The organism is Desulforamulus ruminis DSM 2154 (assembly GCF_000215085.1).
GTDB lineage: Bacteria > Bacillota > Desulfotomaculia > Desulfotomaculales > Desulfotomaculaceae > Desulfotomaculum > Desulfotomaculum ruminis.
Genome location: NC_015589.1, coordinates 3,119,791 through 3,141,187 on the forward strand (window position 1 = coordinate 3,119,791; position 21,397 = coordinate 3,141,187).

Sequence of the window (21,397 nt, forward strand, 5' to 3'; positions counted from 1 at the left end):
TAAAAAAATGGTATATATTGCCCTTAAGGATTGGCTGTTTTCTTATAATTTCCTTCCTGATGGTGCTAATTAAAAAAATTATTATCATTAGCCAAATGAAAATTACCTTTTAGTTACTCAATAACCACATAAATTACATTTAAATTTATTACTAATTAATTTATCATGTAGTTATAAACGTTATAGAGAAGGAGGATTTTTATGAACAAAGAAACCACCAATCAATTTACGCTTCCTCCGGGTATGGTTAACCTGCTTTCTCATATTAAGAACAGCGATACTCATTATACTCCCCTGTTCTCCCGTTATTCTCCCAACACAAACCTGTCGGTGGTAAGAAGGGGAGGCAATATTTTCGGCAAACTTTTTCAAATCACCAGCCGGAGACCCAACTAAAAACAGCATGATTTACAACTGAAGGCTGCCTTTAAAGGCAGCCTCTAATGTTTCTTTATGGTTAATTACCAGGCAACCGCACCATTTACCTGTAAATTCTTTATGAAGGCAAGGGCGATAATCAGCAGTACGGGTTCCAAAAAGTTAAAGAAGTAAAAAACGTAGAATAACCAATTTGTTGCTCCGTTCTGAGGCGGAACAATTACAAGGATATTTATGATTATGGCTGCTAAACTAATCAGGAAAAATCCACCGACCCATTGAAACAAAGGACCGGGAAAAAGTCTATATTTTATAATCGAGGTCCGTAAGCCATAGTAATAAAGCCAAGCCATTATTAACAACTCAAGAAGAAACATATAGGACAGAATCGAATTCGCAGTCAATAAATGGGGCTCCCGGGCAAACAGGACCATAGGAACAATGGTACCCAGCGTAAAGGCCAGTATCATAAAGAAAATAACGGCAGGCTTAAACACCGTAAGAAAGTTTACTTTATCCCTGGTAATTAAACACAGCAAAAACCATCAGCATCATCGCCAAAAGATTGCCTAGATGCACAACCATCGTGTTGGCCCTTTGCATATATAGCAGAAGGTTTTTCCCTTCTGCAAAGGGATCGTGATTTACAAATAACCTAAACAGCATATTTTCCCCCATCAATGCCACCATAAGCAGCAGAGCGGCGGCAAGCCACTTAAAAAACAAATCCTCTTTCTTTTTGGTGAGTTGCCAGGCAAGCATTGCTCCTATAGCATAAAGCAAAAAAATAATAAGGTTAATCATAGTAAATAATTCAAAGGTATTCGTCAGTCTGGCCCAAACTCCCCCTTTGGAAAGGATGACGTACAGCCCGCAAAGAATACCCACCCCCACAGACACCTTGCTTTTCATATCATTCAATCCAACACCCCCAAGAAAGTATCCGGGTCTTTTAGTGGCCAAAGTGGCCAAATAGGATCCAGGCAATGATTAATAACCTTAGACTCTGCCAAAAAGTTATTTCCTTTAATCCAAAAATCTGTGGAATGGTAGAATTCCACAACAGCAGCAGTACCAGCGACAGCAGCAGGATCACACCGATGAGCATAAGAATGGCTGTTGGTACCAAATGGGTCATCAAGGGAAAACTTAAAGAATCCAAAATACCACCTCCTAGATTATTTAATTGAGCATTATAGTTAAATTCAATATATAAATTGCATATAATTTCTAGTTATTTTATTAAATTCCTTTTAAATTCCATCAAAAAGAAAAGGAGTGTTCTGAGACACTCCTGCTTTTTGATGGAATGATTAAGCAATTTTAGACCCTAATAAAATGAACTTCTCCAATATTTCTGCGGATGCTTTCACAACCTGTTCCGCGTTTTCAATGGTACAATCATTGGATAAAGCCTGAGCCGCGTCGTGAACCCGTTTATGCGGATCATCAATCTCTATAAATTCCCGTATATCTTTATATTGATAGTAGCTGGCATGATACCATTGACCAAAGGCACATTCTTTATGGCTTGTTAATTTCTCTCCTTTCCCTGCGGCCATTAAAGACTTTCTTATAAAATTAGCATGATCATTTAAACGTCCGGCCAGTATGCTAAGAATGCACTGGTCTTCTTCCAACTGATTAAAGTGCGTACGCAGGGTATTTTGTAAATGATGAATATCCTGAGTAATGGCATCTCCAAAATCTATAATGTTAACCAGTGTGTTGGAAATTCTAGCTAAATTTTCGGTGGCCACGGCCTGCTGATTCATGGCTGTTGAGATTTGGTCAACGGCATTGGCCGATTGTTCAATTTCATTCATGCTTTTGGTCATTTTTTGGGCCACCCAGTTTGAGTCGGCAAGATATTGATTAAATATTTTCGATACTGCCAGTACCGATTTCTCCGTGGTAACGGCTTTCTGATTCATTTCTTCGGAAATAAATTTTACTTTTTTAACCGCTTCCTGGGTTTGACCGGCCAGTTTCCTAACTTCGTCGGCAACTACCGAAAAACCCCTGCCGTTTTCCCCGGCCCTGGCAGCTTCTATGGCGGCATTTAAGGCCAGAAGATTGGTCATCTCGGCAATGTCGGATACATTATCATTGATAAAATTAATTTTGTTAATTTGTTCCTTTAATTCTGTGGCGTCTTTAACCATTGAATCCAAAGTATTGGTTAGATCTTCCTTTTGAACTGACAGTTCATTTAGTTTGCTTACGTTATCCAGGGAATCCGCCTTAATCTCCGTGGTCCTGGCATTAATCTCCTGGATGGATGCCGATACCTGCTGGCTGGTTGCGGCGGTCTCCTGACTGGTTGCCGCAACATCACCGGCCTTTTGCACTACCCCCTGTAAAATAAGATTGGTTCTAAAAGCCGACAATTCCGAATGGGCTAAGGCAAAATTTAACAGGGCTGAAGTAAAATTAGTTTTCGCTTTAAGGTTACTAATTACCGTGTTTGTATTCCTTACGCTTTCCCCAGACACCAACTTAAACATGAAACCCCCCCGACTTTAAAGTATTTTTTAAGTAATGTTCTATATTTTTGTTTCTGATATAATTTAGTGTATTTATTCTATTTATTTTAAATATTACCTTTATAGTAGAATCAACAATTTATAGGATGAACAAACATATGGCTGTTAAATTTGCTAGGTTTATAGGTACAAAAAATAATTCCTGTCGAAATAAACAGGAATTATTTTTCACGGCTTAATCCCTCGGTTTAAGGCCATATCTTTCTCCCCGGCAAGAAACCATAAAGGCCTTTTGTGAATATATTAAACTAATAATCGGAGACTATTAGAAACCCATATATCATCGGAGGAGAAATAGAATGTTTTCTAAAGGTAAACATACCCGGGACATCAATTTTCAGAAAATTAACCAAAGAATTGAACACATTGTAGATAATTATGAGAATCAAATTATTAAGCATATTAATAGTGAATACCAAACTCAAACCAAATGGTCTGATCGTTTAGCCGATAAAATTGCTGCTTTTGGTGGTAGCTGGGGCTTTATTCTCTTTTTTGCTGTTTTTTTAATTGTATGGATGACTTGGAACATGCTTAGTTTCACCACACATTTTGATGACCCGCCGTTTATTCTCCTGAACCTAATTCTTTCATTTGTTGCTTCTTTTCAAGCACCGATCATTTTAATGAGCCAAAATCGTCAATCAGCCAGGGATAAACACGAAGCGGTTATTGATTTTGCCATTAACTTCAAAGCTGAGCAAGAAATTGATGATATTCACAGGGATCTTCATGAGGTAGAAAATAAAATTGAGGATATTAGAAAAATGCTTTTAAAATTGGAAAAGAATAATGAAACGAATAAATAAAAGACACCCTTATATTGGTACCAATATAAGGGTGTTTACGTAAAAATTAATTTAGCTTACCTTAGCCTCAATGCGCAATTTATCGGCAACCATGGCGATAAATTCACTATTCGTAGGTTTGCCCCGTTCCAGATTAATGGTGTAACCGAAAAATTTAGTCATCATTTCAATGTTTCCTCTGTCCCAGGCCAGTTCAATGGCGTGCCGAATGGCTCTTTCCACACGACTGGGTGTGGTTTGGTATTTCTGGGCAATGAGAGGATAAAGTTCCTTGGTTACAGCTCCCAAAAGATTGACTTCATTAATCACAGATAAAATGGCTTCCCTCAGGTAATGATAACCTTTAATATGAGCGGGTACGCCCATCTCGTGAATAATGTTGGTGACGGCCACATCGAGATTCCTGGGTTTGCTGGTAGAAATGTATTGCGTTACGGCAACCCCCTCCGCCAACTGCCGGATGCGTGTTGCCAATACGGAAAAATCAAAGGGTTTAAGAATATAATAATCGGCGCCTAGTTCCACCGCTCTTTGTGTAATACTTTCCTGACCAAAAGCAGTCAACATAATCACCTTTGGCTTATGATTAACCACGCCGGATGAAATCTTTTCCAATACGCCGATTCCGTCCAAATGCGGCATGATGATATCAAGAACCACTACATCGGGAGCTTGTTGCTGGATAATTTCCAAGGCTTCTAAGCCATTGTTGGCAATGCCGGCCAACATGAAATCCTCCTGTTGATTAATAAATTCTTTCAACAACTCACAGAATTCTCTGTTATCATCTGCAATTAATACCTTAATAGCCTTTCTAATCATTTTCAAGACCCCGCCTCCTACTTTTCTCTTTTTCTTTTTTGTTCCATTTTTTGGGATTCTACTTTATGCGTCTATACATTCGACAGGCGGGGTGTAAAGTCCTCCTCCAAAAACGGAAAAAATTAGTAATCAGGTTAAAATAAATAAAATAAGCATAAATTCAACAATTATCTTAATTCTTGTTTATTTTAACAGGCTATGTTTGCTCTAGCGTCAAATTCTTGCATTTTTCTTTCACCAACATGTTTATTTAGCACCCCGGAATCGTATAACATCCATTCCGCCAGAACACCATAGCCCCGTTGCGGGTCATTGACAAACACGTGGGTAACGGCTCCCACCAGCTTGCCTTTTTGAATAATGGGGCTTCCGGACATCCCCTGAATAATCCCTCCGGTTTTCGCCAAAAGACGGGAATCGGTTATTTTGAGAACAATTCCTTTGCCGTCCGCCTTGGCCTGAGAATTGACCTGAAGGATTTCAATGGTAAATTTTTCTATTTTGCCCCCCTGTAGTACTGTATAAATTTCCGCAGGACCCTCGGCTACCTCTTGAGCTAAGGCCACCGGAATACTTTCTTTAGAGTAAAGATTTTGGGGGATTTCTGCCACTTTGCCAAAAATTCCGCAATTGGTATTTCTGGTAATAATGCCGGAGATGTCGCTTTGACCCATAAACATACCGATTTTTTCACCGGGATGGCCTCTTTTGCCCATGCGTATTCCCTGGATCGAAGCGCCCACAATTTTTCCTTTGGCCAGATCAATGGGCTGCCCGGTATCAATATCACTGATGACATGGCCCAAAGCGCCATAGGACTTACTTTCCGGATGGAAAAAGGTCATGGTGCCTACTCCGGCAGTGCTGTCCCGGACAAAAAGTCCCACCCGGTAGCGTTTGGTCTCTGAACAAAATATGGGCTTGATATTTACTTTATAGATTTGTCCTTTGACTTTATCTTTAAATTCCATGGGAATGGGTTTACCGGTACCGCCAATTTTGTTGATAAGATTACGCACCTGCATTTCATTCTCTACCTTTTGTCCATCCACTTTAAGCAGGGTATCGCCTAATTGCACACCCGCTTCCTTGGCCGGATTATGTTCAATACCCTTTTCATCGAATATGGCTGATCGTCCTACCACCATGACACCCTCGGACTCCAGCATAATCCCAATGGCCTGACCTCCCGGAATAACTCTAATTTCCGGAACGACACTAAGTACCATGTTTCTAAGGGGAATGAACCCGAATAATTTTACCTGAACTTCCAGTTCACCGGGAGTGGACGCTACCGGCGCTGTTTGCCCCAGGTGAAAAGAGGGTGGTTTCAGCCCTTCTATATTAAATTGAAAATTTTGTGCCAGCGCTTTGGGAACACTAAAATTTAAATTTAAAGGTTGACCCACCACCACACGTTGGTGAGCCGGCATATTTACCAGTGTTTGAAACGGGAGCTGAAAACAGAGGCCCAAGAACAATATCGCCGCAAACAATGCCGGCGTCTTGTGTTTCCGGTAGTCCAATTACAGCCCCTCCTTTTGTTTTATAAAAACTTGATGAATCAAGCACCTCCTTTATCATTTTTAAAAGAATGAGAAAAAGCGATATTTTTAAATCTATCCGTCGTAATCTTAAGATTCGCTTATTTATTTGCTTTTACTCATGCTATTTCTGCCTTAAATTGCCCAAAATAGAGTTTTTGCGCCCTCAAGTGTCCTATGTAAGTTTTGTTTTTTCTTCCTAAAACTTTTGACTGAAAAAACAAAAAAACAGGACATAGCAGCTTAAAGCCGCGATGTCCTGTTCTAAAAAATAAAAAATTTATTTTTTAAAATTGGCCGAGATATTTAACATTTGTTGCGCATGGTTTTTGACAACCTCGGTAATTTCCCGTCCAGCCAGCATGCGGGCCAATTCTTCCACCCGCTGCTCTTGTTCCAGAGCTTCCACAAAGGTTTGCGTATGACCGTTCACAATCTCTTTACGGATTAAATAATGATTATCGGCAAAACAGGCTACCTGGGGCGCATGGGTTACGCAGATAACCTGGCGTCCCCGGGCAATCTGGGCTAACTTTTCGCCAATGGCCTGTAAGGCTTTCCCGCCCACACCGGTATCCACTTCATCAAAAATCAACGTGGGAACTTCGTCCACCCCGGCTAAAAGCACTTTTAAAGCCAGCATCATCCTGGACAGTTCGCCGCCGGAAGCAATCTTTTGCAACGCCCGGAAAGGCTCTCCGCGGTTGGGAGCAATGAGGAATTCAATTTCTTCCCCGCCGTGCAGGGACAAATCTGCCATTTCGGTGATGCCTACCTTGAACTCCACTCCGCCCATCTCTAAATGCTTCAGTTCTCTGCCCACGTTCTCCGCCAACTGTTGGGCGGCTTTCCTGCGAAGCTTGGTCAGCCGGGACGCCGCCTGCCGCCATTCCTGCTCCAGGGACTCTATGACTGCTTTTAAATCGCCGGTTCTTTCCTTATGACCGGACAGCCGCTCAATTTCCGCCCCGGCGCTTTCTTTAAAATCCAGGATTTCCCGGATACAGGAACCATACTTGTATTTTAATTGTTTGATTAACGAAAGACGGTGCTCGATTTGATCCAGTCTTTCCGGGTTGTATTCGGCCTGCTCCCGGTAGGAGGAGATCTCCCTGGAGGCATCTTCAATCTGGTAAAGGGCGGTTTCCAGGTTTCCCAGCAATCCCTCCAGCTTTGGATCAAGGGCCTGCAGTTCCCGGAGCAGGGCAATGGCCTTCCCTACCGACTCCACTGCCGGAGTATCCCCTGCTTCCCCGCCATAAAGGGATTCATAAGCCTCGCCGGCCAGGCGCGAAATCTTTTCGGCATTGACCAGGAGGAGCCTTTCGTTTAACAGCTCCTCTTCCTCTTCCTCCATCAATTCCGCCTTTTCAATTTCCGCTACCTGGAACTGCAGCATATCCAAACGCCGGGCCATTTCCCTGGCATTCCCCTGCAGTTCCTTTAGTTCACGGGAAGCCTCCCGCCACCGGGTATAAATCTCCTTGACCTCCTGAGCCTGACCCAGGAGTTCCTGGCCACCCAGCCGGTCCAGCAGCCCACGATGGCGATCCTGATTCAACAGTGTCTGCTGCTCATGCTGGCCCAGCATATCCACAAGCCCTGAACCCACTTCACGGTATACACTGAGGCTGACCAGCCGCCCGTTTACCCGGCAGTGATTTTTTCCGTTTTGGCTGATATCCCGGGAAAGCATCAGAAGCTGGTCTTCATCGAGATCTAAGCCAAGCTCCTCCATACGGGTTGTCATCCAGGGCAGCCCGGAAAGGTCAAAGGCGGCCTGAATGGTGGCTTTTTCCCGTCCCGAGCGGATAAAATCCGCCGAAGCCCGGCTGCCTAAGGCTACCTGCAGGGCATCAATGAGCATGGATTTGCCGGCTCCGGTCTCACCGGTGACAATGTTTAGACCCGAAGAGAAATGAACCTCCACATCATCCAGCAGGGCAAAGTTCCTGATATACAGTGACTGGAGCACAGCATCTACCCCCTTGCTAAGTCCTGGAACCGCTGTACAATGCCCGGGGTGGCTTCCTTGGGCTTAATAATAATTAAAATGGTATCGTCCCCTGCCACCGTGCCGATAATTTCCGGCCAATGGGTGTGGTCAATGGCGGACGCCATACCCTGAGCTTCCCCGGGAGGTGTTTTAATAATGATTAGGTTTTCACTGGAGTTAATGTCACTGAGGGATCGTCGAATCAGCCTTTTAAGCCGGTCGTCGTTTCCCCGTCGCATGACCGGTTGATCCGGGGAAGCATAATAAGAGGTATTGTTTTCCCCGGGAATCTTGATTAGGCTTAATTCCTTGATATCCCGGGATACCGTGGCCTGAGTCACCTCAAACCCCTCGGACCGGAGAGCCGCAGCAAGTTCCTCCTGGGTTTCAACTCTTCTGTCACGAACCAGTTCCAGAATTTTATTCTGGCGCTGTGCCTTCACGCTTCGCCACCGCCTTTTCTATCATGATTACCCCCGGCGCTGTGGCAGGCCGGTTGAGCAAATTCACCTTAATAACCCGAAATTGTTGTGCCGCCAGCCCGGACATCTTTTGTTCCACCGCTTCTTTTTCCTGGTCCCCGCCGCAATGGCCCGGGTAGACAACCACTACCAGGCGTCCTCCGGGAACCAGCAGGTCCAGGGCCTGCTCCAAGGCCTGCAGGGTTGTCTCTGTACGGGTAATCATCCCGTGGTCTCCCCCCGGAAGATAACCTAAATTAAAAATAGCGGCCCGGATGGGAGAGGTAACGTATTTTTTAATATGCTGGTGTCCATCCAGCACCAGACGGATCCGATCATCCCAAACCCCTGCGGCATTCAGCCTGGTTTGGGTGTTTTCCAAAGCCTGACTTTGGATATCAAAGGCCGTGACTTTGCCCCCGGGGCCCACTAACCGCGCCAGCGCCAGGGTATCATGGCCATTGCCCATGGTACCGTCCAGCGCCGCATCCCCGGGTCTCAATACTTCTTCAATAAAGTAATGCCCCAGTTTAGCCGCCGCAAACCAGTTAATCGATGCCACGCTGCCACTCCTTCAATTTTTCTCTCAACACCGAATAAAAACTGGTCTTTTTAATTTTAACAAACCTTGCTTTTACCGGAGCCTTTTTAATTAAGACACGGTCATGGTTTTGCAGGGAGAAGCCGTACTGCCCGTCCATGGTTAACCGGACGTCCCCCACACAAGGCAGCACTTCTATTTCCACTTCACTGTCCGGAGAAATGACAATGGGACGATTGGACAGGGAGTGAGGGCAAATGGGCGTGATCAACAAGACGTGCACATCCGGTGAAATGATCGGCCCTCCCGCCGATAAGGAGTAGGCCGTTGAACCGGTGGGACTGGCCACGATCACCCCGTCGGCGGCAAAACCGCCCACCAATTCCTCGTTGACCCGGATATTTAAGCGCACCATTCTGGAAAAGGAACCTTTGGCTACCACCGCATCGTTTAGACCTATGGAGCAGTCAACCCTTTGCCCCTCCCGCATAACCACGGCTTCCAGCATCATTCTTTCTTCAACGGTATATTGTCCGGCAATTAAAGCCTGCATTTTCTCCGTAAGATCCGGCATATCAATCTCCGTTAAGAATCCCAGCCTGCCGAGATTCACCCCAAATATGGGCGTTCCGGATGAGGCCGTTTGCCGGGCACAATTCAGCAATGTGCCATCTCCACCCCAAACCATAATACAGTCGCACATTTGGGCTAACTCCCGGGTGGCCATTCCTTCGCCGGGGCATCCCAGCAAGGCAGCGGTTTCTAAATTAAGTAATACATTAATTTTTTGATTTTTTAGCCAAGCAATAAGATCCATCAAAATTCCTGCAATGTTGCCTTTATTGCTGTTGACCACCAGACCGATGGTGTTCAACGAAGGTAGCCTCCTTTAAACATCATTAGGACAAAGATAACTCCTGCCAAAAAGCTTGCAAAATAAGGAACAAATTTTACGCTCTTAGGGGATGGATGAGCCACTTGGAATTCCATCCGGTAAAGCTTCTTTTGATCCATATCCAGAACCAGTACCCCGTCCGTTTGATAAACCAGATAATATTCCAGGAGCTGTCTGCGGATTTCCGGGGAATTCGGCTGTTGCGCCACCTGACCGGTTTTCACATCCACCACAAAGACCTCTTTGCCCTTTTGGACTATCAGATCGGCTTGAATGTGACTTTTGTGAGATTTACCATTGATCTTGGTGACCACCGGCACCCGTTCCTGGACAGAAAGAATTTTGTACCCTTCTGAGGAAAGGAATTTTCGGGCGGCCAGTTCCGCCTTACCGGCTTTCAATACCCGGCGCCGAGAGGCGGCAGATTGAAACAATTTAATCATATTATAGAGCAAAAACCCACCAATGAGTATGCCCAGTACAAAAAGATCCCCCGGGAACAAAAAATCACCTCGCTTGGACTAGCCTCATGCTGATTTTCTTTGAGGTCCTGTTGCTGGCCTAATATGTTTTTCTCTAGGGTCCTGTTATTAGTATTAAGTATGTTTCTCAGGCATTTGCTTGGAACCCATAAGAAATACTTCTACGCAGCTACAGGATCCAATAGGAATCCCCTTAAGGAACACCCCCAAGGCCGGACCACAAAGGAATACCCTCTAGCTAAGCTCCCGGTGCGCTCTGGCTACCACCTCATCACAATCCGTTATAAGTTCTTGGGGAGAATGGCCTTTTAGGAAATAAAGAAGGTATTCAATATTTCCTTCGGGTCCCCGCACCGGTGAAAAATCCAGTCCCCCCACCTGCCACCCCAGATGGTCTACCACGCCAATCACCTTTTCAATGACGTCCCGGTGTACCTCCGGTTCCCGGACAACCCCCTTCTTGCCCACTCTTTCCTTGCCTGCTTCAAATTGCGGCTTGATGAGAGCGATGCCCTCGGTCACCGGAAGGGTAAGCATGGCCACCCGGGGCAGAACCAGGGCCAGGGAAATAAAGGAAACATCCACTGTGACAAAATCCGGTCTTTCTTCCAATGCTTCCGGTTCTAAATAGCGAATGTTGGTGCGTTCCAAGGAAACCACCCGGGGATCGGAACGAAGCTTCCAGGCCAACTGTCCGTAGCCAACGTCCACGGCATACACCCGTTTCGCTCCGTTTTGCAGCGCGCAATCGGTAAATCCGCCGGTGGAAGCGCCAATATCCAACACCACCCGGTCTTGCAGATTGATTTGAAAGGCTTGAAGGGCCTTCTCCAGTTTCAGCCCTCCCCGGCTTACGTAAGGCAGGGGATTTCCCTGTATCTCAATCTTGGTTCCGGGTTTAACCGGGTGGCCGGGTTTGTCCACCCTCTGCCCGTCAAGAAAAACCAGTCCCGCCATCACGGCGGCCCGGGCCTTTTCCCGGCTGCTAAAAAAGTTGTTATTCACCAGATATACATCCAAACGTTCTTTGGTTATGGCCAAGGTTTCGTCCTCCAGAAACTTTCCATAGAAAATCCGCTCGGTCCATAAATAGACGCGGGCAGCACGGTTCATCCATACTGCCCGGCCTGTTGAGGATCCTTTTACCGCCGAAGAGCTTTAAATTTAAACTCTTTTTTAACACCGGAACTCCGGTTGAGTACGGTTTTGACAATTTCTTCTGCGTTTAAGCCCAGATTTGCTTTTAAAATACCGGGTTTGCCATGCTCCACGAAACTGTCGGGAATTCCCAGCCGTTTTACCTTACAGTCGGCAAGGCCGGCCGATTCAAGCAACTCCAGGACGGCGCTGCCAAAACCGCCCATTAATACATGTTCTTCAATGGTAACAACATTCCGGGTTAACCGGGCATAAGTCAAAATCAATTCCCGGTCTAGGGGCTTGATAAAGCGGGGATTGACCACCGCCGCCCGTACCCCTTCGGCTGCCAGCGCATCCGCAGCCTTCAGGGCTTCTTCTACCAGGTTGCCCACCGCCAGCAGCAGTACGTCTTCGCCTTTCCGCAAGACCTCTCCCTTACCCAGGGGCAGGGCTTTTAATTCCCGGTCCAGTTCAATCCCTGTACCGGCTCCCCGGGGATAACGCACAGCCATGGGCCCCGGGTGCAGAATGGCGGTATGCAAAGCGTGCTGCAGTTCATTTTCATCCTTAGGCGCCACAATAACCAGATTGGGTATGTTTCTTAAAAAGGAAAGATCGAATACCCCGTGGTGCGTAGGCCCGTCGTCACCAACCAGCCCCGCCCGGTCTAAGGCAAAGGTTACCGGCAGGTTCTGCAGGCAGACATCATGGAGCACCTGATCGTAGGCCCGCTGCATAAAGGTGGAATAGATGGCGGTTACCGGTCTGTAACCGCTTGCCGCCAGGCCCGCGGCCATGGTAATGGCATGCTGTTCGGCAATCCCCACATCAAAATACCGGGCAGGGTATTCTTTGGCAAACAGGTTTAAACCGGTACCGCCGGGCATGGCGGCAGTAATGCCGACAATTTTTTCATTGTCCCGGGCCAGTTTTACCAGGGTTTTGCCAAAAACCTCCGTATAGCTGGGCGGCCCGCCTTCCGCCTTTTTAATGTTGCCGGTTTCCACGTCAAAAGGTCCCACTCCATGGAAGCGATCCGGATTGCTTTCCGCCGGTTTATATCCCCTGCCCTTTTGAGTCAGCACATGGACCAACACCGGCCCATTGGCCGATTTGGCCTGCTGCAGCAGGGTCATGACCGCCTTGAGGTCATGTCCGTCCACCGGTCCCAAATAAGTAAAACCCAATTCCTCAAAGAACATTCCCGGGACAACCAAATATTTCAAACCATCCTTTAACCGGTCCACCACTTTCAATAGTTTAGCGCCGTGAGGGATTTTGTGTAAAAGGTCGGCGATTTCATCCTTGCTGCGATAGTACTTGGGGTCGGTGCGGAGGCGGCTTAAATAACCGGACAGGGCTCCCACGTTGGGTGCAATGGACATTTCATTATCATTTAGCACCACAATTAAATTCTTCTGCAGGTGCCCGGCATGATTTAACGCCTCAAAGGCCATGCCCCCGGTCATGGAGCCGTCCCCGATCACCGCCACCACGGAGTATTCTTCACCTTTTAAATCTCTGGCCAGGGCCATCCCCAGGGCCGCGGAAATGGAGGTGCTGCTGTGGCCGGTGCCAAAAGCGTCATGAACGCTCTCATCGGGCCGGGGAAACCCACTGATTCCTCCGTACTGGCGCAGGGTGCCAAACTGGGACTGCCGGCCGGTAAGCAATTTGTGAACATAGCTCTGATGACCCACATCCCAGATGATCCGGTCAACAGAAGTGTTGAAAACTCTGTGCAGAGCCAGGGTTAGTTCCACCACCCCCAGATTGGGAGCCAGGTGCCCCCCGGTCACCGCCACCGTTTCCACAATTTTTTCCCGGATTTCCTGCGCCAGGATTTGTAACTGCGGAATTTTTAAATTTTGCAAATCCTGGGGACTATAGATGGTTTTCAATATCGACGTCAAGCTCGTACACCCTCTTTATGATCTGGCCCGGCTTTTCTTACCCACACTACGGCCAGTCAGTTTTTCCCAGTAGGCTAAAATTCTACCTACAAAAAATATTACATCATTGCACCGTTCCAAAGCTACTGTTTTTCCCAAAGCTTTTCCTGAAACCGTAATGGAAGCAATGAAGGCGGTGATTAAAATGTTGGCCACCGCGGCATCCACCCCTGGATTGTTCATTATAATTTTAACCACAATGGAGATCCCTAAAGCACCACTGACGGTGTTCACAATATCCCCAATGACATCATTGGTAATATTGGCCACTTTATCGGCGTTGCGTAACAAAAAAACACCTTCTTTAGCCCCGCTTACACGTTTGGCGGCTTTGGCGTGAAAAGGTGCCTCCTGGGCTGCGGTAACTGCCGTTCCGATGATATCGGCAAGTATACCGATGAGTATAATGGTTAATAATCCTATAAAGGATATAAGTACGCTATTTACAATTCTTGTGAGGGCTTCAGAGGCGACGGAAAAGAGTACCGCTAAAATGAAGGAACCAAAAAACACAAAAATCAAATATTTTTTGGAAAGATTGGATTTATGGTTGCCCAAAAAAATTCTCCTCATAACGAATCTATGTATGAAATTTGAATAAGTGACAGCAGACCAGGTAAATGTTGTGGCTTAGGTCCAGCAGGTTTTCCCATAACGGTACCGGATGTCGCCAAACCGGCGGTTTCCCATTAAACCGTATCTGAGGCGTCACCGCGCTCAGGGCTAGATTACCACTTAGTCCACACTTTAATCCCTGGCCTGCCCCGGCGGCAGCCGAACAGCCTAGGAGTTTTCCCCGACAGCATCCATCTTTCTTAGACTCTTTTGCAGCAAGGGTTTCATCCCACAATCACAAATTACGGGCCCGTATTCTGTGATCGTACCAGAGGAATCCACCGGTGCCACTTCAAGTCAGGCTACACTGCACGCAGCTTCCTACCACATGCAGGTTCACAACCAAGCCGTAGTTTGTCGTCTCCAACGCTCCACATACTTGGGTCTCCACGGGGACGGGGTCAATGCCCACATGCCATTGCAGGTTGCCCTTTCCCCTTAACTCCCAGTACCAGCCCCCAACTGGGCGTCGAAAGCCAGCGCCAGGAACTTCATCGTTGTGCCCTTAACGGATTTTTAGGCCCGCCTTCAGAAAGTGAATGCTGACTAGAATACTGTATCACTTATTATTTAGGAATTTTTTACACGTTATGCATTATAACATGTTCATGTTCAAGTCTCAAACAGCTTAACTAACTATCCTAGACCCAGCCACTGAATGGCAGGCGATTTTTGCGGTTCTATGTCTCCTTCTCAAACCGGCGATGGCTCTGGCTTCGTTTTAATGATCTCTATTGATGATAAAATGCATGATGGAACGTAAAAATTCCCCTTTGGGGCCAAAAATTTTAAGAGCAGCCACCGCTTCCTCAGCAGCCAAGCCGGCCATTTTCCTGGCCTTTTCCATCCCATACAGGGCCGGATAGGTGGCTTTTTGATTTTTGACATCGCTGCCAACAGGTTTGCCGATTTTTTCTTGCTCGCCTTCAATATCCAGTAAATCGTCTTTAATTTGAAAGGCTAAACCCATTTGTTCCGCATAAACGGTTAACGCCTGAAGCTGTTCTTCCGAGGCCCCGTTTAAAATGGCGCCCGATCGGATAGCCGCCCTAAAAAGGGCGCCCGTTTTGTGGCGGTGGATGTACTCCAGCACCGAAGCCTCCACTTTTTTGTTTTCCGACAGGGTGTCCACCACCTGTCCGCCGATTAATCCCTGGGAACCCGCAGCCTGAGCGATTTCCACAACCACCCGGTTCACCGCTTGCGGGGAAAATTTCCCGGCACTTTGACCCATTAGCTCAAAGGCGGTGGTTAAAAGGGCGTCGCCGGCCAAAATCGCCATGGCTTCTCCATATACCTTGTGGTTGGTGGGCCTCCCCCGGCGGAAATCATCATTATCCATGGCCGGCAGATCATCGTGCACCAAGGAATAAGTATGAATCAGTTCCAGGGCGCAGGCCACCGGCATGGCAGAGGCGGCACCGGCCTCGTCCCCCACCGCCTCTGCAGCGGCCAGCACCAGGATGGGTCTTAATCGTTTGCCGCCGGCAAAGACACTGTAGCGCATGGCCTCGTGAATCACCGCCGGATGCTCATGATCCGGGGGCAGATACTTCTCCAGGGCCTCATCCACCAGCCGGGCTCTTCTTTTTAATTCCTCTTTTATATTCACTTGCCTTTTCCTCCCGGTAAAGTTGCAGGCTCCTCGCTTACACTGCCATCGGCCAGTAAGACGCTGATCTTTTGCTCCGCTGCGGCCAAACAATGGTTGCAGTATTTAGAAAGGTTTATTCCTTCGGCAAAGAGTTCCAGCGCCTGGTCCAGGGGCAGTTGGCTGTTTTCCATTTCCCTGACCACTTCTTCCAGGCGGGTTAATGCCTCTTCAAAGGTCATTTCTTGCGAACCCATGTTTAACCCCCATTATCATTTCATTCTTGTTTTCACGGTTTCCAGGACGTTTCTGCAAAGCTCTTCTCCCCGCAGGGCCAGTCTCTCTTTTTCCGCAGCCAGATGGTAGACCACCTGCCGGTCTTGAAGGTAGGGCAAATTGGCCTCAACCATCACTAAGGCCCCTTTTAAAGAAGCTTCCAGCAGGTGCGTCCCTACGCCCACATCGCTGATGGCCAGCTTGCTGCCCAGGGAAGCCAGCCGGGCGGCCAGTTCAAGATTCTCCACACAGGCTGCCGCAATGTCCAAGGGCACCCCGGCGGATAAAAGGGCCGCCTGCTGCTTGCTTTTCTCCCTTGCCGCCTTTTGTTCTTCCGTCTCCCTGGGCATAGCCAGGGCCGCCATAAACTGCTGAAAGGCCTCCATATCCTGCCGGGCCAGATCCTGCAATTTTTCCCGTTGCCCTTCTATGGCCCCGAGGATTTCCTGAATTTCCACCTCTACATCCCGGTACTTTTCTTTACCGCTGGTAATCCGGGCCACCATGGCCAGCAGCCCGCAAGCAAGGCCGCCGGTCATGGCGCAGACGCCTCCGCCTCCCGGTTCCGGCTCTGCCGAAGCGGTCCGGTCAAACAATTCCTTTACGGTCCACTGCAGATAATTTAACATGAAACCTCTGCTTCCTCCCATTTCCTGGCCTGTTCCTGCAATTGAATGCCCTTTACCAGGTTCTTCAGCATTAAAACGGTGGTCAGGCTGCCTACGCCTCCCGGTACAGGAGTAATGGCTCCGGCCACTTCCTTTAGGTTGGCAAAGTCCACATCACCCATGATTTGTCCGTCCACTTCACAAATTCCTGCGTCCACCACAACCGCTCCGGGTTTAATCATGCCGGCGGCAATCAAGCCGGGCTTACCCACGGCGGAAACAACAATATCCCCTTGCCGGGTAAAGTCCGCTAAGTTGCGGGTGCCGGTGTGGCAGACGGACACCGTGGCGTTTTCCGCCAGGGCCATAAAAACCAGGGGTTTTCCTACGGTCTCACCTCTGCCCACAATGACCATGTGTTTGCCCGCCAGGGTAATTCCGGATCTTTTCATGATTTCCAGACAGCTTAAGGGGGTGGCCGGCTGCAGGCAGACGCCGCCGCTGATTAGATGTCCCCGGTTAAAGGGATGCAGGCCGTCCACATCCTTTAAAGGCGAAACCGCTTCCATCACCCGCTGTTTATTGATGTGCTTGGGCAGGGGCATCATCATTAAAATTCCGTGCACCAGAGGATCACTGTTTAGTTCTTCAATTTTAAGCTTTACATCCAATTCACAGGCGCTTTCCGGCAGGTCATGCTGTTCAAAGATCACTCCGGCCTTGCTGCTAACTTTATTTAAAAATTTAGCATAAGCCAGGGAAGCCGGATCAGTGCCTACAATGAGCACCGCCAGCTTGGGGTTAATTCCTCTTTCCTGCAACTGAAGCAGTTCATTTTTAAGTTCTTCCCGGAGAATATCGGCAACTTTCTTGCCATCCAGTATTTGAGTCATGGGTCTCTCCTATCCTGCAAAATAATGCTGTCATGTGTTATTGATGTACTTCCTCCACCGAGCAATCCGCACAGCCTGAATTTAGCCGTACTTGCACCCGTTGCCCGATGGTCAGGGATCCGGCGTCCGTGACGACCTTTCCCTCGGGCGTGCTGCAGATGCTGTAACCCCGGGCCAGGGTGGCTAAGGGGCTTAATACTTGCAATTTGCCCGCCAAATGAGACAGGGCGGCGGATTTATCCGCCAGGCTTAGTTTTGTCCCCCGCTCCAGGCTGGAAGTGAGTGCATCCAGCGCCTGCTGCCGGTTGCCGGTAATTAAGTAGGGACGCTGTAAGGTTTGCTGATTGGCCGCCAGGGCCAGCCGCTGCCGCTTACGTTCCACAAGATTCAACAGGCCCTTTTCCATCTGCTGCTTTATGGCGGATAGATAGCGCGTCATGTCCCCATGGTCGGGCACCACCATCTCCGCCGCGGCGGAAGGGGTTGGCGCCCTTAAATCCGCCACCATGTCGGCAATGGTATAGTCCGTTTCATGCCCTACGGCAGAAATGACGGGAATCCTTGAACCGGCAATGGCCCAGGCCACTTCTTCGGTGTTAAAGGCCCATAGTTCCTCCAGAGAACCGCCGCCACGGCCCATGATAAGCACATCCACGTCCGGCAGGCGGTTCAACTGCTCCATGGCCCGGCAAATATCCGGCGGCGCACCTTGTCCCTGAACCAACACCGGTGCAACAATCACTTGCAGCCCCGGCCAGCGGCGGCGAAGAATCTTCAGCATATCCTGCAGGGCCGCTCCCGTAGGAGAGGTCACAATCCCAACGGTTCCGGGAATGCGGGGTAGAGGGCGCTTTCGCTCCGCTGCAAATAGCCCCTGGGCGGCCAGCTTTTGTTTCATCTGTTCAAAAGCAATGTAAAGGGCTCCGATCCCCTCGGGTTCCATCTCCTCGGCATAAAGCTGGTAACTGCCGTCCCGTTCATAGACGGAAAGATAGCCCCGAATAATCACCGACATGCCGTTTTCCGGGCGAAAAACCAGGTTTCTGGCTCTGGAGCGGAACATCACGGTTTTTAAACAGGAATCCCGGTCTTTCAGGGTCAGGTAAATGTGCCCGGAAGTATGGAGTTTAAAGTTTGATATTTCCCCCTTTACCCATACGTTGGCCAAAAGAGGGTCCCTGGCAAACTTTTCTTTTATGTATTGGGTCAATTCCGAAACGGAAAGTATACGCATGTCCCATTTCCTTTCCAAGCCCCTAAGAATAGAACGCGGATTTCAAATGCAATTCATCCAATATTGAGAAGTTTTCAAACTGAAAACGGATAAAGCTTAATAAAGAATTTTCATTTTTTATTTTAAATTCATTCTTCACGACTTCCCTCATTGGTATTATATAAAGCAAGGTAAAAAATCCGCGTTCTATTGGTTTTTCTCCTTTGTTTTGGCGCATGACCTTTTGTATCTTTGTTTTCGTCTTTACAGCCCGGTGGTCTTTGTCCGGTCCATTCCCAGGACCCGTAAGTCAAAGTGTACCGCCCCTTCGGTTCTGGAGGAGACGGTACACTTTTATGCTTTCCTATTATATTACAATTTTTTAGGCCCTTTGGCCATTAAATATTGGTGAATATTCTCAGCCGCAACACGACCGGCCCCCATGGCCTTGATGACGGTAGCGGCCCCGGTTACCACGTCGCCGCCGGCGTAAACCCCTTCTTTGGAGGTTTTTCCGGTTTCATCCGCCACGATATTGCCCCGTTTGTTGGTTTCCAAGTCCGGCGTGGTCTTGGTTAACAGGGGGTTGGGACCCTGTCCGATGGCTACAATGACCACATCCAGGGGCAGCACAAACTCCGAACCGGGGATGGGCACCGGCTTCCGGCGTCCGGAAGCATCGGGTTCGCCCAGTTCCATTTTGATGCATTCCAAGCCGGTTAACCAGCCCTCCTCGTTGCCTAAATACTTGGTGGGATTGGTTAGGAACATAAACTGAATGCCTTCTTCTTCGGCGTGCTCCACTTCCTCCAGACGGGCAGGCAGCTCGTCCCTGGAACGGCGGTAAACAATATAGACATCCTCGGCGCCCAGACGCAGGGCGGTTCTGGCGGCATCCATGGCCACGTTGCCGCCGCCCAGGACCGCAACCTTCTTGCCTACTTTAATGGGGGTGTCGCATTCCGGGAAGCAGTAGGCGCGCATTAAGTTGGACCGGGTCAGAAACTCGTTGGCCGAATAAACGCCATTGTAATTTTCACCGGGCAGGTTCATAAAGTAAGGGGTCCCTGCGCCGGTGCCCAGAAAGGCGGCGTCAAAGCCTTCTTCCTTCAGCAGTTCATCCAGGGAGGCAATTTGACCGATGATGGCGTTGGTTTCAATCTTAACGCCCATTTTTTTAAGGTTGGCAATTTCCTTCTGCACAATTTCTTTGGGCAGCCGGAATTGAGGAATCCCGTACATCAATACGCCGCCGGGAGTATGCAGGGCCTCAAACATGGTCACATCGTGTCCCAGGCGGGCCAGATCCGCGGCACAGGCCAGGCCCGCCGGGCCGGAACCCACAATGGCTACTTTATATCCGGTGGGTTCAGCCTGTTCCACCGGCTCGTCCTTGTGCATGACATAATCGCCCACAAAGCGTTCCAAACGACCGATGGCCACCGGCTCATTCTTTTTGCCCACAATACAAAATTTTTCGCACTGGTGTTCCTGGGGGCAAACCCGCCCGCATACCGCGGGCAGGGCATTGGTCCGTTTAATGACCTTGGCCGCTTCGTCAAATTTTCCTTCCTTGACCAGGGCAATAAATTGCGGAATATCCACACCAACGGGACAGCCCTGCCGGCAAAAGGGTTTCTTACAGCTTAAGCAGCGTCCTGCCTCGGCCATGGCCACTTCCTCGCTATAGCCCAGAGCTACTTCACTGAAATTTTTGGCCCGGACCTGGGGGTCCTGATGGGGCATGGGATGTTTTTTAGGGATAATTTGTTTAGCCATGGCATTTACCTCCTCCACCGCAGCCACAGCTACCACGGGTAAAGGCCTGCTGTTCTTCGGGTTTGTATTTACGGGAACGCATCAACTGCTCGGCAAAGTCCACTTTATGGCCGTCAAACTCCGGACCGTCAACACAAACAAATTTAGTCTCGCCGCCCACAGTCACCCGACAGGCGCCGCACATGCCCGTACCATCCACCATAATGGAGTTTAAACTGACCATGGTTTTAATTTCATATTCCCTGGTTAACTCGGCGATAGCCCGCATCATGGGCAGGGGGCCGATGGCCACCACCAATTGGGGATTTCCTTCGTTTTGTATATACTCTTTTAACACATCCGTCACAAAACCCTGGCGGACATAGGAACCATCGTCGGTAGTCAACAGCACTTCGTCGCATACTTCTCTCATCCGCTCTTCCCAGAAGATGAGGTCCTTGTTGCGGGCTCCCATGATGCAAACCACTTTATTGCCGGCGTTTTTCATTTCCCGGGCAATGGGGTAAATGGGCGCCACACCGACGCCGCCGGCCACCATAACCACGGTGCCAAACTTTTCTACGTGGGAAGGAACGCCAAGGGGCCCCACAAAATCCTGAACGGCGTCACCGGCATTCAATTGGGCCAGTTTCCTGGTGGAGTGGCCGGCTTCAGCAAAAACAATGGTGATGGTGCCCTTTTCAGCGTCAAAATCTGCAATGGTTAAAGGAATTCTCTCTCCCACCTCATCCACCCGCAGGATGATAAACTGACCCGCCTTGGCTTTTTTAGCAACCCTGGGAGCCAGAATGTCATATTCATGAACATTCGGGGACAAGGTCCTTTTGGACATAATCTTGTACAACCTGTTTCCTCC

General features: G+C 48.5%; 22 protein-coding genes. 2 read left to right on the forward strand and 20 right to left on the reverse strand.

Going from position 1 to position 21,397, the window contains the following annotated elements:
* Nucleotides 1-201 precede the first annotated feature (201 nt).
* Complete coding sequence (locus DESRU_RS15440; protein WP_013843017.1) at nucleotides 202-396, forward strand: hypothetical protein; 195 nt, start codon at nucleotides 202-204, stop codon at nucleotides 394-396.
* Nucleotides 397-891: 495 nt separating this feature from the next.
* Here the strand turns inward: DESRU_RS15440 and DESRU_RS15450 are convergent, their stop codons facing one another.
* The 3 genes from DESRU_RS15450 to DESRU_RS15460 all read right to left on the reverse strand — a co-directional run bounded on the left by DESRU_RS15450 (nucleotide 892) and on the right by DESRU_RS15460 (nucleotide 2,885).
* Nucleotides 892-1,299 (reverse strand): hypothetical protein, encoded by a 408-nt coding sequence (locus DESRU_RS15450; RefSeq protein ID WP_041275455.1) that lies wholly within the window; start codon nucleotides 1,297-1,299, stop codon nucleotides 892-894.
* Between the two features lie 31 nt (nucleotides 1,300-1,330).
* Nucleotides 1,331-1,540 carry a hypothetical protein gene (locus DESRU_RS15455; protein ID WP_013843020.1) on the reverse strand — a complete coding sequence of 70 codons (210 nt, stop codon included), beginning with the start codon at nucleotides 1,538-1,540 and terminating at the stop codon, nucleotides 1,331-1,333.
* Nucleotides 1,541-1,691: 151 nt separating this feature from the next.
* Entirely contained in the window at nucleotides 1,692-2,885 is a 1,194-nt protein-coding gene (locus DESRU_RS15460; RefSeq protein WP_013843021.1) for a methyl-accepting chemotaxis protein, read from the reverse strand.
* A 338-nt stretch (nucleotides 2,886-3,223) separates the two neighbouring features.
* On the opposite strand from DESRU_RS15460, the gene DESRU_RS15465 reads away from it, so the two are divergent.
* On the forward strand, nucleotides 3,224-3,733 hold the full coding sequence (locus DESRU_RS15465) for a DUF1003 domain-containing protein (RefSeq protein WP_013843022.1): 510 nt from the start codon (nucleotides 3,224-3,226) through the stop codon (nucleotides 3,731-3,733).
* Nucleotides 3,734-3,784: 51 nt separating this feature from the next.
* Here the strand turns inward: DESRU_RS15465 and spo0A are convergent, their stop codons facing one another.
* The 17 genes from spo0A to DESRU_RS15550 form a co-directional block, all read right to left on the reverse strand.
* The gene (spo0A, locus tag DESRU_RS15470; RefSeq protein WP_013843023.1) at nucleotides 3,785-4,555 is read right to left on the reverse strand and encodes a sporulation transcription factor Spo0A; all 771 of its coding nucleotides are present in this window, start codon (nucleotides 4,553-4,555) and stop codon (nucleotides 3,785-3,787) included.
* A gap of 188 nt (nucleotides 4,556-4,743) precedes the next feature.
* Nucleotides 4,744-6,081: a SpoIVB peptidase gene (gene spoIVB / locus DESRU_RS15475; protein WP_013843024.1), complete on the reverse strand. Its 1,338-nt coding sequence runs from the start codon at nucleotides 6,079-6,081 to the stop codon at nucleotides 4,744-4,746.
* 298 nt (nucleotides 6,082-6,379) lie between these two features.
* Entirely contained in the window at nucleotides 6,380-8,074 is a 1,695-nt protein-coding gene (gene recN / locus DESRU_RS15480; RefSeq protein ID WP_013843025.1) for a DNA repair protein RecN, read from the reverse strand.
* A gap of 5 nt (nucleotides 8,075-8,079) precedes the next feature.
* Entirely contained in the window at nucleotides 8,080-8,538 is a 459-nt protein-coding gene (gene argR / locus DESRU_RS15485; RefSeq protein ID WP_013843026.1) for an arginine repressor, read from the reverse strand.
* Nucleotides 8,516-9,118, reverse strand: a complete 603-nt coding sequence (mnmM, locus tag DESRU_RS15490) for a tRNA 5-(aminomethyl)-2-thiouridylate-methyltransferase MnmM (RefSeq protein WP_013843027.1) — start codon at nucleotides 9,116-9,118, stop codon at nucleotides 8,516-8,518. The genes argR and mnmM overlap by 23 nt, the downstream gene beginning before the upstream one ends.
* Nucleotides 9,105-9,971: an NAD(+)/NADH kinase gene (locus DESRU_RS15495; RefSeq protein ID WP_013843028.1), complete on the reverse strand. Its 867-nt coding sequence runs from the start codon at nucleotides 9,969-9,971 to the stop codon at nucleotides 9,105-9,107. The genes mnmM and DESRU_RS15495 overlap by 14 nt, the downstream gene beginning before the upstream one ends.
* Entirely contained in the window at nucleotides 9,968-10,495 is a 528-nt protein-coding gene (locus tag DESRU_RS15500) for a PDDEXK family nuclease (RefSeq protein WP_013843029.1), read from the reverse strand. The genes DESRU_RS15495 and DESRU_RS15500 overlap by 4 nt, the downstream gene beginning before the upstream one ends.
* A gap of 213 nt (nucleotides 10,496-10,708) precedes the next feature.
* Nucleotides 10,709-11,515 carry a TlyA family RNA methyltransferase gene (locus DESRU_RS15505; protein WP_041275832.1) on the reverse strand — a complete coding sequence of 269 codons (807 nt, stop codon included), beginning with the start codon at nucleotides 11,513-11,515 and terminating at the stop codon, nucleotides 10,709-10,711.
* A gap of 101 nt (nucleotides 11,516-11,616) precedes the next feature.
* A complete protein-coding gene (dxs, locus tag DESRU_RS15510) occupies nucleotides 11,617-13,527 on the reverse strand; it encodes a 1-deoxy-D-xylulose-5-phosphate synthase (RefSeq protein ID WP_013843031.1) in 1,911 nt (636 codons plus the stop codon).
* Nucleotides 13,528-13,542: 15 nt separating this feature from the next.
* On the reverse strand, nucleotides 13,543-14,124 hold the full coding sequence (locus DESRU_RS15515) for a hypothetical protein (protein WP_013843032.1): 582 nt from the start codon (nucleotides 14,122-14,124) through the stop codon (nucleotides 13,543-13,545).
* Nucleotides 14,125-14,902: 778 nt separating this feature from the next.
* The gene (locus DESRU_RS15520; protein WP_013843033.1) at nucleotides 14,903-15,793 is read right to left on the reverse strand and encodes a polyprenyl synthetase family protein; all 891 of its coding nucleotides are present in this window, start codon (nucleotides 15,791-15,793) and stop codon (nucleotides 14,903-14,905) included.
* Nucleotides 15,790-16,029 (reverse strand): exodeoxyribonuclease VII small subunit, encoded by a 240-nt coding sequence (gene xseB, locus DESRU_RS15525; RefSeq protein ID WP_013843034.1) that lies wholly within the window; start codon nucleotides 16,027-16,029, stop codon nucleotides 15,790-15,792. The genes DESRU_RS15520 and xseB overlap by 4 nt, the downstream gene beginning before the upstream one ends.
* Nucleotides 16,030-16,044: 15 nt before the next feature.
* Nucleotides 16,045-16,677, reverse strand: coding sequence for a cyclodeaminase/cyclohydrolase family protein (locus DESRU_RS15530; protein ID WP_013843035.1), 633 nt, complete (start codon nucleotides 16,675-16,677; stop codon nucleotides 16,045-16,047).
* Entirely contained in the window at nucleotides 16,671-17,549 is an 879-nt protein-coding gene (locus DESRU_RS15535; RefSeq protein ID WP_013843036.1) for a bifunctional 5,10-methylenetetrahydrofolate dehydrogenase/5,10-methenyltetrahydrofolate cyclohydrolase, read from the reverse strand. The genes DESRU_RS15530 and DESRU_RS15535 overlap by 7 nt, the downstream gene beginning before the upstream one ends.
* Nucleotides 17,550-17,586: 37 nt before the next feature.
* Nucleotides 17,587-18,783, reverse strand: a complete 1,197-nt coding sequence (gene xseA / locus DESRU_RS15540) for an exodeoxyribonuclease VII large subunit (RefSeq protein WP_013843037.1) — start codon at nucleotides 18,781-18,783, stop codon at nucleotides 17,587-17,589.
* A gap of 351 nt (nucleotides 18,784-19,134) precedes the next feature.
* A complete protein-coding gene (gltA, locus tag DESRU_RS15545; RefSeq protein WP_013843038.1) occupies nucleotides 19,135-20,541 on the reverse strand; it encodes an NADPH-dependent glutamate synthase in 1,407 nt (468 codons plus the stop codon).
* Complete coding sequence (locus DESRU_RS15550; protein WP_013843039.1) at nucleotides 20,534-21,385, reverse strand: sulfide/dihydroorotate dehydrogenase-like FAD/NAD-binding protein; 852 nt, start codon at nucleotides 21,383-21,385, stop codon at nucleotides 20,534-20,536. The genes gltA and DESRU_RS15550 overlap by 8 nt, the downstream gene beginning before the upstream one ends.
* Between the last annotated feature and the right edge of the window lie 12 nt (nucleotides 21,386-21,397).

Excerpts from the sequence above, each read along its gene's own strand:
- xseA (WP_013843037.1), bottom strand. The coding sequence starts at position 18,783 with ATGCGTATACTTTCCGTTTCGGAATTGACCCAATACATAAAAGAAAAG.
- DESRU_RS15465 (WP_013843022.1), top strand. The coding sequence starts at position 3,224 with ATGTTTTCTAAAGGTAAACATACCCGGGACATCAATTTTCAGAAAATT.
- DESRU_RS15460 (WP_013843021.1), bottom strand. The coding sequence starts at position 2,885 with ATGTTTAAGTTGGTGTCTGGGGAAAGCGTAAGGAATACAAACACGGTA.
- gltA (WP_013843038.1), bottom strand. The coding sequence starts at position 20,541 with ATGGCTAAACAAATTATCCCTAAAAAACATCCCATGCCCCATCAGGAC.
- spo0A (WP_013843023.1), bottom strand. The coding sequence starts at position 4,555 with ATGATTAGAAAGGCTATTAAGGTATTAATTGCAGATGATAACAGAGAA.
- DESRU_RS15530 (WP_013843035.1), bottom strand. The coding sequence starts at position 16,677 with ATGTTAAATTATCTGCAGTGGACCGTAAAGGAATTGTTTGACCGGACC.
- xseB (WP_013843034.1), bottom strand. The coding sequence starts at position 16,029 with ATGGGTTCGCAAGAAATGACCTTTGAAGAGGCATTAACCCGCCTGGAA.
- DESRU_RS15535 (WP_013843036.1), bottom strand. The coding sequence starts at position 17,549 with ATGACTCAAATACTGGATGGCAAGAAAGTTGCCGATATTCTCCGGGAA.
- DESRU_RS15440 (WP_013843017.1), top strand. The coding sequence starts at position 202 with ATGAACAAAGAAACCACCAATCAATTTACGCTTCCTCCGGGTATGGTT.